This is a genomic window from Streptomyces clavuligerus (genome assembly GCF_005519465.1).
GTDB classification, from domain to species: domain Bacteria; phylum Actinomycetota; class Actinomycetes; order Streptomycetales; family Streptomycetaceae; genus Streptomyces; species Streptomyces clavuligerus.
In genome coordinates, this window is sequence record NZ_CP027858.1 from 1,318,775 (window position 1) to 1,332,323 (window position 13,549).

15 protein-coding genes are annotated in these 13,549 nt (G+C 72.8%); 8 read left to right on the top strand and 7 right to left on the bottom strand.

Annotation, left to right across the window (positions count from 1 at the left end; genetic code table 11):
• Positions 1 to 14 precede the first annotated feature (14 nt).
• From CRV15_RS05225 to CRV15_RS05250, 7 genes are all read left to right on the top strand, one after another.
• Positions 15 to 836 carry a glutamate ABC transporter substrate-binding protein gene (locus tag CRV15_RS05225; RefSeq protein WP_029183078.1) on the top strand — a complete coding sequence of 274 codons (822 nt, stop codon included), beginning with the start codon at positions 15 to 17 and terminating at the stop codon, positions 834 to 836.
• 75 nt (positions 837 to 911) lie between these two features.
• The gene (locus CRV15_RS05230; protein ID WP_003956917.1) at positions 912 to 1,586 is read left to right on the top strand and encodes an amino acid ABC transporter permease; all 675 of its coding nucleotides are present in this window, start codon (positions 912 to 914) and stop codon (positions 1,584 to 1,586) included.
• Positions 1,583 to 2,461 (top strand): amino acid ABC transporter permease, encoded by an 879-nt coding sequence (locus tag CRV15_RS05235; RefSeq protein ID WP_003962088.1) that lies wholly within the window; start codon positions 1,583 to 1,585, stop codon positions 2,459 to 2,461. Before CRV15_RS05230 ends, CRV15_RS05235 begins: the two co-directional genes overlap by 4 nt.
• Positions 2,462 to 2,731: 270 nt before the next feature.
• On the top strand, positions 2,732 to 4,384 hold the full coding sequence (locus tag CRV15_RS05240) for an FAD-dependent monooxygenase (protein ID WP_003956919.1): 1,653 nt from the start codon (positions 2,732 to 2,734) through the stop codon (positions 4,382 to 4,384).
• Between the two features lie 70 nt (positions 4,385 to 4,454).
• Positions 4,455 to 4,502 (top strand): hypothetical protein, encoded by a 48-nt coding sequence (locus tag CRV15_RS37845; protein WP_311314449.1) that lies wholly within the window; start codon positions 4,455 to 4,457, stop codon positions 4,500 to 4,502.
• 77 nt (positions 4,503 to 4,579) lie between these two features.
• Positions 4,580 to 5,218, top strand: coding sequence for a cupin domain-containing protein (locus tag CRV15_RS05245; RefSeq protein ID WP_003962086.1), 639 nt, complete (start codon positions 4,580 to 4,582; stop codon positions 5,216 to 5,218).
• Positions 5,215 to 5,664: a rhodanese-like domain-containing protein gene (locus tag CRV15_RS05250; protein ID WP_003956921.1), complete on the top strand. Its 450-nt coding sequence runs from the start codon at positions 5,215 to 5,217 to the stop codon at positions 5,662 to 5,664. Before CRV15_RS05245 ends, CRV15_RS05250 begins: the two co-directional genes overlap by 4 nt.
• 187 nt (positions 5,665 to 5,851) lie before the next feature.
• Here the strand turns inward: CRV15_RS05250 and recX are convergent, their stop codons facing one another.
• The 4 genes from recX to CRV15_RS05270 all read right to left on the bottom strand — a co-directional run bounded on the left by recX (position 5,852) and on the right by CRV15_RS05270 (position 9,507).
• Entirely contained in the window at positions 5,852 to 6,439 is a 588-nt protein-coding gene (gene recX, locus CRV15_RS05255; protein WP_003956922.1) for a recombination regulator RecX, read from the bottom strand.
• 6 nt (positions 6,440 to 6,445) lie between these two features.
• A complete protein-coding gene (gene recA / locus CRV15_RS05260) occupies positions 6,446 to 7,570 on the bottom strand; it encodes a recombinase RecA (RefSeq protein ID WP_009997732.1) in 1,125 nt (374 codons plus the stop codon).
• Positions 7,571 to 7,809: 239 nt separating this feature from the next.
• A complete protein-coding gene (locus CRV15_RS05265; protein ID WP_231629326.1) occupies positions 7,810 to 8,979 on the bottom strand; it encodes an AI-2E family transporter in 1,170 nt (389 codons plus the stop codon).
• Between the two features lie 333 nt (positions 8,980 to 9,312).
• Entirely contained in the window at positions 9,313 to 9,507 is a 195-nt protein-coding gene (locus tag CRV15_RS05270) for a DUF3046 domain-containing protein (RefSeq protein ID WP_003956924.1), read from the bottom strand.
• A gap of 78 nt (positions 9,508 to 9,585) precedes the next feature.
• Between CRV15_RS05270 and CRV15_RS05275 the strand changes: the two genes are divergently transcribed.
• Positions 9,586 to 10,536 carry a hypothetical protein gene (locus tag CRV15_RS05275; protein WP_003956925.1) on the top strand — a complete coding sequence of 317 codons (951 nt, stop codon included), beginning with the start codon at positions 9,586 to 9,588 and terminating at the stop codon, positions 10,534 to 10,536.
• A gap of 46 nt (positions 10,537 to 10,582) precedes the next feature.
• On the opposite strand, the gene CRV15_RS05280 is transcribed toward CRV15_RS05275, so the two are convergent.
• The 3 genes from CRV15_RS05280 to CRV15_RS05290 form a co-directional block, all read right to left on the bottom strand.
• The gene (locus tag CRV15_RS05280) at positions 10,583 to 10,891 is read right to left on the bottom strand and encodes an AzlD domain-containing protein (protein ID WP_003956926.1); all 309 of its coding nucleotides are present in this window, start codon (positions 10,889 to 10,891) and stop codon (positions 10,583 to 10,585) included.
• On the bottom strand, positions 10,888 to 11,754 hold the full coding sequence (locus CRV15_RS05285; protein ID WP_372461400.1) for an AzlC family ABC transporter permease: 867 nt from the start codon (positions 11,752 to 11,754) through the stop codon (positions 10,888 to 10,890). Before CRV15_RS05285 ends, CRV15_RS05280 begins: the two co-directional genes overlap by 4 nt.
• A 625-nt stretch (positions 11,755 to 12,379) precedes the next feature.
• Positions 12,380 to 13,336 (bottom strand): helix-turn-helix transcriptional regulator, encoded by a 957-nt coding sequence (locus tag CRV15_RS05290; RefSeq protein ID WP_003962083.1) that lies wholly within the window; start codon positions 13,334 to 13,336, stop codon positions 12,380 to 12,382.
• Positions 13,337 to 13,549: the final 213 nt, after the last annotated feature.

The window sequence follows — 13,549 nt, forward strand, 5'->3', positions numbered from 1 at the left end:
AAGGGATGTTCTCCATGAAGCTGCGCAAGGCATCGCTGGCGATCGCCACCGGGCTGGCCCTCTCCCTGACGCTCACCGCCTGCGGCGGCGGCGCGGGCAGCGACGACAGCAAGATCGTCATCGGTATCAAGTTCGACCAGCCGGGCATCGGTCTGAAGACCCCGGAAGGCAACTTCACCGGCCTTGACGTCGATGTGGCCACCTATGTCGCCAAGGAACTCGGCTACGAGGCCAAGGACATCGAGTGGAAGCAGGCGCCGAGCGCCGACCGCGAGACGCTGATCCGCAACGGTGACGTCAAGTTCGTCGCCGCCAGCTACACGATCAACGACAAGCGCAAGGCCGAGGTCGACTTCGCGGGCCCGTACTTCCTGGCCCACCAGGACCTGCTGGTCCGCGCCGACGACAACTCGATCACCAAGGTCGAGGACCTGAACAAGAAGAAGCTCTGCTCCGTCAGGGGCTCCACCTCGGCGCAGAACGTCAAGGACAAGCGGGTCCCCGGGGCCGACCTCCAGCAGTACGGCGGCTACTCCGAGTGCCTGACCGGCCTGGAGAACAAGGCCGTCGACGCCCTCACCACCGACGACGCCATCCTCGCGGGCTACGCCTCGCAGAAGGAGCACCAGGGCAAGTTCAAGCTCCTCGGCCTCAAGCTGAGCGAGGAGCCCTACGGCATCGGCCTGAAGAAGGGCGACAAGGAGCTGCGGGACAAGATCAACAAGGCTCTGGAGAAGATGCAGAAGGACGACTCCTGGAACAAGTTCGTCCAGAAGAACCTCGGTCCGTCCCAGTACCAGAGCGAGCCGGCCCCGAAGATCACCGAGACCAGCTGAGGCCAGCGGTGACGTGCCACCGGCCCCGGCCGGTGGCACGCGCCACGATCCCACCAGGAGAGAGCGCGGGTCATCGTGTTCGACTTTCTTGATTCCGGGCAGTACGACCTGCTCGGCGCGTTCTGGACGACGACGCAGCTCGCCGTCTACTCGGCCATCGGCTCCCTCGTCTGGGGCACGGTGCTGGTCGCCATGCGGGTCGGTCCCGTCCCGGTGATGCGGGCCTTCGCCACCGGCTATGTCAACGTGGTGCGCAACACCCCGCTGACCGTGGTGGTCGTGGCCTGCTCACTCGGCCTCAACCAGACCCTGCGCTTCTCGCTCGGGGCCGACAATTTCGAGGACATCGGCTTCCGGATGGCCGTCCTCGGGCTGGTCGCCTACACCGGTACCTTCGTCTGCGAGGCGCTGCGCTCCGGGATCAACACGGTCCCCGTGGGACAGGCCGAGGCGGCCCGCGCACTCGGGCTGAGCTTCCTCCAGGTGCTCACCCTCATCATCCTGCCGCAGGCGTTCCGCTCGGTGGTCGCCCCGCTGGCGAACGTCCTGATCGCGCTCACCAAGAACACCACGGTGGCGGCGGCGATCGGGGTCACCGAGGCCGCGCTGCTGATGTCGGAGATGGTCGAGAACGAGGCCGACGCGCTCTTCGCCGTCTTCGCCGTCTTCGCCTTCGGCTTCATAGTCCTCACCCTGCCGACGGGTCTGCTGCTCGGCTGGGTCTCCAAGCGTGTGGCGGTGAAGCGATGACCTCCGTGCTCTACGACGCCCCGGGCCCCCGGGCGAAGCGGCGCAACATCCTCTACACCGTGGGCTTCCTGGCCGTCCTGGCCGTGGTGGCCTGGTGGGTGCTGGGCGTCATGGCCGAGCGGGACCAACTGGCGTCCGAGAAGTGGAGCCCGTTCGTCACCGATGCCAAGGTGTGGACCACCTTCCTCCTTCCGGGCCTCGGGGAGACCCTGAAGGCGGCGGGCATCTCCATGCTCATCGCGCTGCCGCTCGGCGCCGCCCTGGGCATCGGCCGGCTCTCCGACCACGCCTGGGTCCGGATACCCGTCGGCGCGGTGGTGGAGTTCTTCCGCGCCATCCCGGTGCTGCTGCTGATGGTCTTCGCCTACCAGGCGTTCGTGCAGTTCACCACCATCGAGTCGGACTTCCGGCCGATGTACGCGGTGATCACCGGTCTGGTCCTCTACAACGCCTCCGTGATCGCCGAGATCGTCCGGGCGGGCATCCTCTCGCTCCCGAACGGGCAGACGGACGCCGCCAAGGCGATCGGCATGCGCAAGGGCCAGGCCATGGCGCATGTGCTGCTGCCGCAGGCCGTGACCGCGATGCTGCCCGCGCTCGTCAGCCAGCTCGTGGTCATCGTCAAGGACACCGCGCTGGGCGGCGCGCTCCTCGGCTTCAGCGAGCTGCTCTACCAGAACCGTGCCATCACCGCGAACTACGGCGCCAACACCATCGCCGCGCTCACCGTGATAGCGCTGATCTTCATCCTGGTGAACTTCGCCCTCACCTCGTTCGCGAGCTGGCTCGAAGGCCGTATCCGGCGGGGCAAGAAGGGCACCGGCACGGTGGTCGACACCAAGGCCGTCGAAGCCGGAGCGGCCGGCGCCCCCTGACCGGGGCCCCAAGACCAGGGAGGGTCGGTGACGCGGCGGTGTCACCGACCCTCTCTGCCTGCCCCGCGCGGGACGGCCCGGCTTGCCCCGCGCGGGACGGCGGGCACGATGGGGGCACGGAGCGGTTGGTCGTGTGCACGCCATGCCACCCTTCCGTCACTTGACGCAGGCACCCCCAGTCGGTTGCATACGTTCTGTGATCACACACCGGGCTACCACCATGCCTTCCGGCCTGCCCCCCGTGCCCCTGCGAGGCCGGGGGGTTCCGCTGTGGACCCGGTGATCGTCGTCGGCGCCGGCCCGGTGGGACTGGCGCTCTCCCTCGCCCTCGCCCGGCAGGGCGTCCCCTCCGTGCTGCTCGACGAGACCAGCGGTCAGGAGGAGGCCCGCCCCGCCCGTACGGTGGTACTCCGCCCCGATACCGCCCACTTCGCCGGACGGCTCGGCTGCGCCACGCTCCGTGACGAGGGCAGCCTCTGGACCGCCTGGCGCTCGCTCCGACGCAAACAGCAGCTCCGGCGGCTGGAGCTGACGGACCGTCCCGACGACGGGACCCCGCCGCGCGACACGGACCCGGCCGCCACCGGCACCGTCCCCGCGCCCCTGCACATCCCCCAGCACGCTCTGGCTCGCGGCCTGCGGGACGCCGTCACCGGCCGCCATCTGATCAAGCTGGTCACCGAGAGCCATGTGGACTCCCTGGAGCAGGACGGCGCGGGCGTCACCGTGCACACCCGGGGCCCGCACCCCACCTGGTGGCGCGGCAGCCATGTGGTGGGCTGCGACGGATCGCGCTCCACCGTGCGCAAGCTCCTCGGCATCCGCTTCCCCGGCCGCACCGCCGTGGAGCGGCACGCGGTCGCCACCCTCCGCGCCGAACTGCCCTGGCCCGACGAGGCCGTGCTGCACCGCAGGCCCCCCTGGCGCTCGGGCGGCGAGGAGATCACCGCCCGGCCGCTCCCGGACGGCGCCTGGCGGCTCGACTGGCTGCTGCCGCCGCAGGGCGAACTGGTCACCCCCGACACCCTGGTCGCCCGGGTCCGGGACACGCTCGCCGGCTGGTGCGGCGAGACACCCCCGTACGAACTCATCGACACCGGCGTCCACACCGTCCACCACCGGCTCGCCCGGAACTGGCGGGTCGGGCGCGCCTTCCTCGCGGGCGACGCCGCCCATCTGCTGGGCGCCCTCGGTACCCAGGAACTCGACGAGGGGCTGCGGGACGCCCAGAACCTGGCGTGGAAACTGGCGTACGACTGGCATCACGGCGCCTCCGAACAGCTCCTGGACAGCTATGAGTCGGAGCGCCGCACCGCCGTCGCCGCCCGGCTGCGCGCCGCCGACCAGGCGCTGTCGGCACGGCGCGGCGGCGCCCTGCGCGTCCGGCTGCCCGGCACGGGGCGCGGACAGGACGCCCTGCTCGCCGACGGGCACCTGGGACTCGGCCGCCTCGGCGCGCCTGCGGCCCATCTCCACTCCCCCCTCGCCCACCCGGGCGCCCCCGACGAGGCCGTCGTCGGCACGGTCCCCGGGGCGCTGGTCATCGATGTACCGGTCTCCGTACCGGACGGGACGACCGCACGGCTGTGGGACCGGCTGGACCGGGGACATCTGCTGGTGGTGCTGATCGCCCCCGGCACCGGGGTCTGGGACCGCCGCCACTGGCAGAGCGCGGGGCTGATGCCCCGGCTGGCGGAGGCGGTGGCAGCCCTCCCGGCACGGGCCGAGCTGCTGGTGGCGGAGAGCTATCCGGGCGCGGCGGCCCACACCGTACTGCTGGTGCGCCCCGACGGACATCTGGTCGCCTCCTTCGCCGGTGTCAGGCCCGACGGGCTGTACGCGGCGGCCGACTCGGCCCGGGGCGGCGAGCCCTCCCCCGCCGCGGTCGCCGACCCCAGTGACCGTACAGCCGACGTCAATTGACCCTCCAGAGCGGTATGGCCATACTCGCCGTATGACCGACACCGATGTGCGCCTGTGGCGGAGGGTCCATATGGATCTGCTCCGTTACGCGGGCTGTGTGTGTCGCCCCTCCTGCTGAATTCGCCCTTCCTCCGCGCCGCGGGCCGCCGTGCCCCCGCGCGTCCTCAGCGAACTCTCAGGACGGTTCCCACCACCATGCCCCAGACCTTCTCCCACTCTGCCCTGACGCCTCCCCGGCCCCCCGGCTCCCCCGCTCCCCCTGCTTTCTCGGGCTCTTCCGGCTCCTCCGCGTCCTTCGGCACGCCGGTGTCCGGTGCCCGGTCCGGGCCCGCCGGAGACCGCGGGCCCTCCGCGGCGGACCTGCTCGACTTCGTCCGGCGCGCCGCCGCCGACCAGGAGCTGATCGCCTCGCTCCCCCTCGATCCCCAGGGCCGTACCTGGGTCCGTCTGGACGGGCCCGGCGGCAGCGAGGCATGGCTCATCGGCTGGCCGCCCGGAGCGGGCACCGGCTGGCACGACCACGCCGAGTCGCGGGGCGCGTTCGCCACGGCGAGCGGCGAGCTGACCGAACGCTCCCTCGCCGTACGCCTCCCGGCGAGCGGCTGGCGGTCACTGGAGCTGCATGAGGGGGTGGACCGGGAACGCCGACTGGCCAGGGGCCGGGGCCGGGCGTTCGGCACCCATCATGTGCACGAGGTACGGAACGGTTCGACGGCGGAGCACGCGGTCTCCGTCCACGCCTACTATCCGCCGCTGCCGCTGATCCGCCGCTTCAGCCGGACCGGCGCGGTGCTGCGGCTGGAGCAGGTCGAGCGCCCGGAGGACTGGCAGTGACAAGGAACGAACCCCTCTCCCCGCAGGCCGACAGCGACGACGGCATCGGTGGCGGCGGCGAACGGATCGGCATCGACGACCTCCTGGAACGGGTCCGCAGCGGTCTGGACCGGGTGGGCCCGGAGCAGGCGTTCCACGAGGCGGCGGCGGGCGCCCTGCTGGTGGACATCCGCTATGCCGCGCTGCGCGACCGGGACGGGCTGATCCCCGGCGCGCTGGTCGTGGAACGCAATGAGCTGGAGTGGCGGCTCGACCCACTGGGCAGCCATCGCGCGCCGCAGGCGGTCGGCCACGGCCTACGGGTCGTGGTGGTCTGCAACGAGGGCTATGCCTCCTCCCTGGCGGCGGAGTCCCTGCGTCGGCTCGGGCTGCGCCGGGCGACGGATCTGATCGGCGGCTTTCAGGCGTGGAAGGCGGCGGGACTGCCCGTGACCGCGGACGGTTGACCCCTCCGGTGGGTCCGCCCCCCTGTCCCGCACCCGGTCCGGGCGCGGGGGTGCGGCCGGGCGGCCGGGCGGCCGGGCACATCTTCGGCCGCCCTGGCGGGCCGCATGGACCAGAGGTCCGGAGCGGCGGACCGGAGGTCCTGAGGAGCAGTGGGCGGGGTGAGCGGAGAGCAGGCCCGCTCCCCGCTCAGTACCCCTCCTCCAGGCCCTCCGGGTCCTCGCCCTCCTCCTCCAGCGCACGGCGCACCACCCGCAGGGCCATGCCCTCCCCATATCCCTTGCGGGCCAGCATCCCGGCCAGGCGGCGTATCCGGCGGTCCCGGTCGAGCCCCCGGGTGGCGCGGAGCCTGCGGGCCACCAGCTCGCGGGCGGTCTCCTCCTCCTGCTCGGGGTCGAGCCGCCCCACCGCCTCGTCGATCAGGGCCGTGTCGACCCCCTTGGTCCGCAGCTCCCGGGCCAGCGCCCGGCCGGCGAGGCCCCGGCCGTGGTGCCGTGACTCCACCCATGCCCCGGCGAAGGCGGCGTCGTCGATCAGCCCCGCGTCCTGGAAGCGCCCGAGCACCTCATCGGCGACCTCCTCGGGGATGCCCCGCCGGTGGAGTGCCTCCGCGAGCTGCCGCCGGGTGCGCGGGGCCCCGGTGAGCAGGCGCAGGCAGATCGCCCGCGCCCGCTCCGCCGGGTCCTGGGGCGACGGCTCCCGCTCGGCCCTCGACGAGGGGAAGCCGCCGCCCTGTCCATCGCCCGGTCTCTCCGGTGCCCTCTCCGAGAACGACACGGCGCGCTAGCTCTTGGCCGCCGTCGACCTGGTCGCCTTGGACTTCGTGGCGGGCGCGGGCACGGCCTTGGCGGGCTCGTCCCCGGGCGCGGCACCCGCGGCGTCCGGACCGGGCTCGGCCCCGGGGGCCTCGGTGCGGACCCCGACGCCCAGCTTGTCCTTGATCTTCTTCTCGATCTCATCGGCGAGATCGGGGTTGTCCTTCAGGAAGTTACGGGCGTTCTCCTTGCCCTGGCCGAGCTGACCGCTCTCGTAGGTGTACCAGGCACCGGCCTTGCGGACGAAGCCGTGCTCCACGCCCATGTCGATCAGCCCGCCCTCACGGCTGATCCCCTGGCCGTACAGGATGTCGAACTCGGCCTGCTTGAAGGGAGGCGCGACCTTGTTCTTCACGACCTTGCAGCGGGTGCGGTTGCCCACTGCCTCGGTGCCGTCCTTCAGGGTCTCGATCCGGCGGATGTCGATCCGCACGGAGGCGTAGAACTTGAGCGCGCGGCCACCGGTCGTGGTCTCCGGCGAGCCGAACATCACACCGATCTTCTCGCGGAGCTGGTTGATGAAGATCGCGGTCGTCTTGGACTGGTTCAGAGCGCTGGTGATCTTCCGAAGGGCCTGGCTCATCAGCCGCGCCTGGAGACCCACGTGGGAGTCGCCCATCTCACCCTCGATCTCCGCACGCGGCACCAGCGCGGCGACGGAGTCGATGACGATGAGGTCGAGGGCGCCGGAGCGGACGAGCATGTCGACGATCTCCAGCGCCTGCTCGCCGTTGTCCGGCTGGGACAGGATCAGATTGTCGATGTCGACGCCCAGCTTGCGCGCGTACTCGGGGTCGAGGGCGTGCTCGGCGTCCACGAAGGCCACCTGGCCGCCCGCGCGCTGGGCATTGGCCACGGCGTGCAGGGTCAGGGTCGTCTTGCCGGAGGACTCGGGACCGTAGATCTCGACCACTCGGCCGCGCGGCAGTCCGCCGACGCCGAGCGCCACGTCGAGCGCGGTCGAGCCGGTCGGGATGATCTCGATGGGCTCCTGGGTCCGGTCACCCATGCGCATCACTGCGCCCTTGCCGAATTGCCGTTCGATCTGTGCGAGCGCGGCGTCGAGGGCCTTCTCGCGGTCGGTTCCTGCCATGGGTTCCACCCGGTTTGCTTGTGTCGATCGCTTCACGTCAAAGACGCTAACCCCTGCCACTGACAATGGGCCCGACGTCCCCTCCGGCCTGTGGAAAACTCCCGCGACAGCAGGGGCCGGAACACCCATGAGAATAGATGTTCGATTTTGCTGTCAAGCGCGCCACGGGACCGCGCGAAGCCCCCGTCCACATCCACCGTGGCGGGGGCTTCGTCGTGCGGCAGGGACCTTCTCCGGCCTCAGGCCGGGTCCGCGGGACCGGCGGTCCGGCGCCCGGAGCGCACCCGGGTGAGCGCGGCGCGCCCCTTGGTCAGGGTGGCACCCGCCCGCGCCGCCAGCCGGCCGCGCTCACGCCGCCGGTGGCCGTGCACCCGGGGGTCGTCCGTCACGTCGTACCGCCGCACATAGGCGCCCAGGAACGCCTGGAGGGTGGCGACGGCGGGGATCGCGATCAGCGCGCCGACCGCTCCCATCAGGGCAGTACCCGCGATGACCGAACCGAAGGCGACGGCGGGGTGGATGTCGACGGTCCTGGCGGTCAGCTTGGGCTGGAGCACATAGTTCTCGAACTGCTGGTAGACCACCACGAAGCCGAGGACCCACACCGCGTACCAGGGGTTCACGGTGAAGGCGATCAGCATCGGCAGCGCGCCCGCCAGATAGGTGCCGATCGTCGGGATGAACTGGGAGACCAGCCCCACCCAGACCGCGAGCGCCGGGGCGTAGGGCACCCCGAGGACCTCCAGCAGGACGTAGTGGGCGCCCCCGGAGATCAGCGCCATCAGACCGCGCGAGTAGATGTAGCCGCCGGTCTTGTCGACGGCGATCTCCCAGGCGCGCAGCACCTCGGCCTGTTTGGCGGGGGGCAGCACGGAGCAGATCGTGCGGCGCAGCCGGGGCCCGTCGGCCGCGAAGTAGAACGAGAAGAGGAAGATCGTCAGCAGCCGGAAGAGCCCGCCGAGCACGGTGGCCGAGACATCGAGCACACCGGTGGCGCTGTCCTCGACATAGCTCTGGAGCCAGTCGGAGCGCAGCACGCTGTCCTGGACCTCGACCCGGGACAGCTCGGTCTCGAAGGTCTGGTTGATCCAGCTGATCACCGAGTCGAGGTACTGGGGGAAGTCCTCGACCATGGTCACGATCTGGTCGGCCAGCATCGAGCCGAGCATGACGACGAAGCCGACGGCGGCGGACAGCAACCCGAAGAAGACCAGGAAGGTGGCCAGGCCCCGGCGGACTCCCCGGGCGGCCATCCGGGCGACGGCGGGCTCGATCGCCAGGGCGATGAAGAACGCGATCAGGATATTGATGAGCAGCCCGAGGAGCTGGTGGAAGCCCCAGCTGCCGAGCTGGAAGCAGGCGTAGAGGGCGAGCGCGAGCAGCATGGCGCGCGGCAGCCAGCGGGGCATGCGCACAGGGCCGGTGCCGGTCACCGCCCCGGGCGGGGGCGCGTCCGGCGGGACCGTGCCGACCGCGGGTCCGCCCGTTCCGCCCTGGTGCGGTACTCCGCTCCTGTCGGCCTTGCCGGCCCTGCCGGTACGCCCCTCTCTGTCCGTGCCGTCCGTGGTGCCTGCGCCCTCGGCACTTCCGACGCTTTCAGCGCTTTGAGTGCTTTCGGTGCCGCCAGGGTCGTTTGCGTCGGTCTTCGGAGCCACGGGGTCAGTCTGGCGTACGGCGGCCCCGGCGGGAAAACCGCCCCGGAAGCCGCTGGTCGGGAGCGGTCGGGAGCGGACCGCCCCCGGTCACCGCCGCTCCGCCGGAATCCCGGCCGCGGCGCAGACCGCCCGCCAGACGTCCTTGGTCTCCCAGCCGGCGTCCAGCGCCTCGTACACCGTTCGGCCACCCAGTTCGGACATCACGTGATCCCGGGCGAAGGAATCGGCGTACGCGGGTCCGAAGTGCTCCGCCATCCGTTCCCAGAAAATCGTCAACCGCATGCCCTCAGTATCCCGCCCCCGGGTAGCGGTACTGCCGGTTCCGTATGCCGGGCGCACTTTCCGCCCTACGGTCGGGGCATGGCTGGAACCGGAGCAGGCCCCGTGCCGTCGTCCTCGTCGCCGTCGTCCCCGTCCCCGCTCGACCGTGCCGAGCGGTTTGTCTGGCTCACCGCACGGGTGCTGGAGCAGCGGCGTTTCGCGTACCACTTCCTGGGCGGGGAGGCCGACGCCGTCGAGGCCGCCCTGACCGCGTATCTCGGCGGCGACGGCGGGTACGGCTACGCGCTGGAACCGGATCTTCGAGGTCCGGTCAGTCAGCCGCTGCACACCGGCCACGCGCTGCGCGTGCTGGACTCGATCGGCCGCTGCGGCGGGCTGCGGGTGGAGCGGATGTGCCGCTACTTCACCGATGTGTCCACCCGCGAGGGCGCGCTGCCCGCGATCCACCCCTCACAGCGGGGCTTTCCGGCCGCGCCGTTCGTCCCTGTGGTGAACGATCCGCCGGGCGCACTCCTGTCGACCGGTCCGGTGGTCGGGCTGCTCCACCGCAATCAGGTGTGGCACGCCTGGCTCTTCCGGGCCACGGACTTCTGCTGGGCTGCTGTGGACGCGCTGACCGATTCCCATCCGTACGAGATCGAGGCGGCGGTCGCCTTCCTGGACGGGGTGCCCGACCGGGTGCGGGCGGAGGCGGCGGCGGACCGGCTGGGCAGGCTGGTGCGCGAGCGCCGGCTCGCGGTGCTCGACCCGGAGCGGCGCGCGGAGTATCCCGTCGCCGAGGGCTACGCACCGGGTGAGCACCACTTCCCGTACGACTACGCGCGGACGCCGACCTCCCTGGCTCGGCGCTGGTTCACCGAGGAGGAGATCACGCACTCCCTCGACCATCTCGCGGCGGAGCAGCAGGAGGACGGCGGCTGGCCGGTCAACTGGCGGCAGTGGGCTCCGGGGACGGCCCTGGAGGCCCGGCCGATCGTGACCATCGAGGCGCTGCGGACGCTGCGGGCGTACGGACGGCTGGTGGGCTGACCACCGTCCGCCCGTGCGTGCCCGCGCGGGGACGCCCGCCCCGCCGTCAGCCGCCGAGGGCGCGTACGCCCGCCGTCACCGCGACGGCCGCCGCGACCACGACCAGGAAGGGCGCGCGCAGCACCAGGGCGATCGCGGCGGCGGCGACCCCGGCGGCGCGGGCGTCGAGCACCAGGGTGCTGCCGTCGGCGAAGGTCTGCTGCGCGGTGAGTGCCGCCAGCAGGGCGACCGGGACCAGTGCGGCCAGCCGCTGGACCACGGGGCGTTCGAGAGTGTCGGCCGGTACGAGCAGACCGGCCAGCTTGAGGAGGTAGCAGCCGAGGGCGGTCGCCGCGATCGCGATCCAGATGCTCATCGGTCCTCTTCCTTCCCCGGGGCGGCGGTGGTGTGCGGGCCTGCGGCGTGCGGGTCCCCGGCGCGCTGCCGTGTCCCGTCGCGGCCCTTGAGCCAGAGCACGGCAGGGGCGGCGAGTGCCGCCACGAGCACCGGCACTCCGGCGGGCAGCAGGGGCAGGGCGGCCAGTGCGAGGACGATCGCGAGCGCGGCGGTGGCGCGTTCGGTCGCGGTGCGCAGCATGGGCGCGAGGAGGGCCAGGACGACGGCGGGCCCCGCGGCGTCCAGGCCCCAGGCGCGGGTGTCCCCGAGGGCCTCGGCCCCGAGGGCACCGGCGAGGGTGGTCAGGTTCCACAACAGGTACAGCGTCACCCCGGTCACGGTGAAGCCGATGCGGGCGGCGCGGCGGGTGGGCTGTGCGAGGGCGACGGCCGTGGTCTCGTCGATCACCCAGTGGGCGGCGAGGGGGCGTACCGGGCGGGGCAGGGCGAGCAGTTGGGAGAGCCGCAGTCCGTAGAACGCGTTGCGGGTGCCCAGGAAGAAGGCCCCGGCGGCGGCGGTGAACGGGTTGCCGCCCGCGGCGAGCGCGCCGACGAGGGCGAACTGCGAGGCTCCGGTGAAGACCAGCAGGCTCAGGAGACAGGTCTGGAGCACGCTGAACCCGGAGCCCGCGGCGGTGACACCGAAGGCGAATCCGGACAGGCCGACGGCCACGCCGACGCCGAGGGCGTCGCGGACCACGGCCGCGTCGGGCTTGGCGGAGTGCTCACGGTCGGCCGCGGGGCCCGCTCCGGCGGCGCCGGATATCGCGGCTGTCCCGGATATCGGGGTCGTCTCGGTGCGGGGCGGTGGGGAGCTTGCTGGGGAGGTTGTCTGTTCCGGCACGTCGGGGACCTTACTCGCGGCTTCCACCTGGGGTCTTGTACGTTCTTGCGCTCCCGGCCGGGTGCTGCGGCCCCGGGGGCGGCAGGCCGGCACGGTGAGCGGAGCCGGGGGCGGATGAGGACGGCGGCCCGAGTGCGCGGCCCGAGTGCGTCGCCGGAAGGGCGTCATCCGCGCGGAGCCCGGGTCCGGCGGGTCCGGCGGGTCCGGCCGGGTGCCTCCCGCCCGCGGGGACGCGCCGCAAGGCGGCGGAGGAACGCTCCGCGGTGGCGGCGCTCCCCCTCACCGCGTCCTCACCGCGTTGCGAGTCCCCGCCCGCAGCCGCAGGGCGCCGTGCGGTGCGCCTCCCCTGCCGCCAGGGCGCAGGCCGTGGGCCGCCTCCTGTTACCACAAGCCGCACACGGGTGGGGGTACCTCCCACGCCGCAGGGCGCAGGGATGGGGGTACCTCCCGCGCCGCAGGGCGCAGGGTGGGGGTACCTCCCGCGCCATAGGGCGCAGGGGGCCCATCGGCGGCCACCGGGGCACCCCGCGTGGGCACACCACCCGGGCTGCCGGGCCCACGGGGAGCGCCGCGCCGCGGCGTGCCGGACCGACGGGGCGCCGACGGCGCGGCCCAGCGGCCGGGTTCACTCCGTGGGTACGTCCCCGGTCCCGGTGCGCCCGGTGGCGCTCCCCGGCGGCCCGTCCGCACGACGGCCGTCCACCGGGCCCGCGGGGCCGTCGTCCGGCTGCCGTGCCGGGGGCCGCCCGGCGCGTTCCCTGCGGTACGCGCCGGGCGGCACTCCCACGATCCGGGTGAAGTGACGGTTGAGATGCGGCTGATCGGTGAAGCCGACGGCGATCGCCGTCTCGGCGGGGGTGCCGCCGCCCTCCAGCAGCCTGCGGGCGCGGCGGACGCGGGCGTCGGTGAGCCAGGTGTGCGGGGGCATGCCGTACGCGGCGCGGAACGCGCGCAGCAGTGCGAAGGGGCTGGTGCCCACCTCCTGGGCCAGCCGTTCCAGGGACGGCGGGTCGGCCATGCGGGCCTCCAGCAGGGCCCGGGCGCGGGCGGCGGCGCGGGCTCCGGCGTCCTGGGGCGCGCGGGAGGGGAGCTGTCCGCCGTGGCGGGCGAGCAGGCGGGCGATCGTGACCCGGAGCAGGCTGTCGGCGGCGAGCGCGTTGCCCGCCTCGGCGGCCCGGTGCACACCCCGGATCAGTTCGGCGCCGTGCGGGTCCCCGACGGCCGTCTCGCCGAACCCGGGGGTGCCGGGCGGGGCGCCGCTCTCCTCGGCGATACGGGAGACCAGCTCGACGGAGGGGTAGAGGGTGGCGTACGTCCAGCCGTCGGGGACACCGGCGCGGGCGGTGTGCGGCACCTCCGGATTGATCATGATCACGCTGCCGGGACCGGCCCGGACCACCCCCTCCGGCAGGCTCATCTCCTCGATGCCGCCGCTGACCGCGGCGAGGGTGAAGCCCTCGTGGCTGTGGCGGCGGAAGGTGTGCCGGACGTAGTGGGCCCGCAGCAGATCGAGGCCCGGCAACTCCTCGTACTGCCAGTGCCTCGCCCACTCACCGTGGTCCCCCCGCCTCAATTGCCCCATACAACCATTGTGCGCGGTCAACCATTGTGCGCGGTGCGGGGGCACGGCCCGTGCCACTGCCGGTGCGGGGGCACGGCGCCCGCGCCACTGCCTGGGCAGCGGCCAGGACGGGAGACATCCCGCCTGGTCACCGTCACGGACGGTGGCGTTCCGGCTCCGCGGCGGGGCAGCCGCCCGGCCGGGCACGGCCGATTGTCAGTGGCGGGGTGCACG

What these genes read in the sequence shown, in the direction of transcription:
- CRV15_RS05225 (WP_029183078.1), top strand. Translation starts at nt 15, where the DNA reads ATGAAGCTGCGCAAGGCATCGCTGGCGATCGCCACCGGGCTGGCCCTC.
- CRV15_RS05235 (WP_003962088.1), top strand. Translation starts at nt 1,583, where the DNA reads ATGACCTCCGTGCTCTACGACGCCCCGGGCCCCCGGGCGAAGCGGCGC.
- CRV15_RS05245 (WP_003962086.1), top strand. Translation starts at nt 4,580, where the DNA reads ATGCCCCAGACCTTCTCCCACTCTGCCCTGACGCCTCCCCGGCCCCCC.
- recA (WP_009997732.1), bottom strand. Translation starts at nt 7,570, where the DNA reads ATGGCAGGAACCGACCGCGAGAAGGCCCTCGACGCCGCGCTCGCACAG.
- CRV15_RS05265 (WP_231629326.1), bottom strand. Translation starts at nt 8,979, where the DNA reads ATGCCCCGCTGGCTGCCGCGCGCCATGCTGCTCGCGCTCGCCCTCTAC.
- CRV15_RS05270 (WP_003956924.1), bottom strand. Translation starts at nt 9,507, where the DNA reads ATGCGGTTGACGATTTTCTGGGAACGGATGGCGGAGCACTTCGGACCC.
- CRV15_RS05275 (WP_003956925.1), top strand. Translation starts at nt 9,586, where the DNA reads ATGGCTGGAACCGGAGCAGGCCCCGTGCCGTCGTCCTCGTCGCCGTCG.
- CRV15_RS05280 (WP_003956926.1), bottom strand. Translation starts at nt 10,891, where the DNA reads ATGAGCATCTGGATCGCGATCGCGGCGACCGCCCTCGGCTGCTACCTC.
- CRV15_RS05290 (WP_003962083.1), bottom strand. Translation starts at nt 13,336, where the DNA reads ATGGGGCAATTGAGGCGGGGGGACCACGGTGAGTGGGCGAGGCACTGG.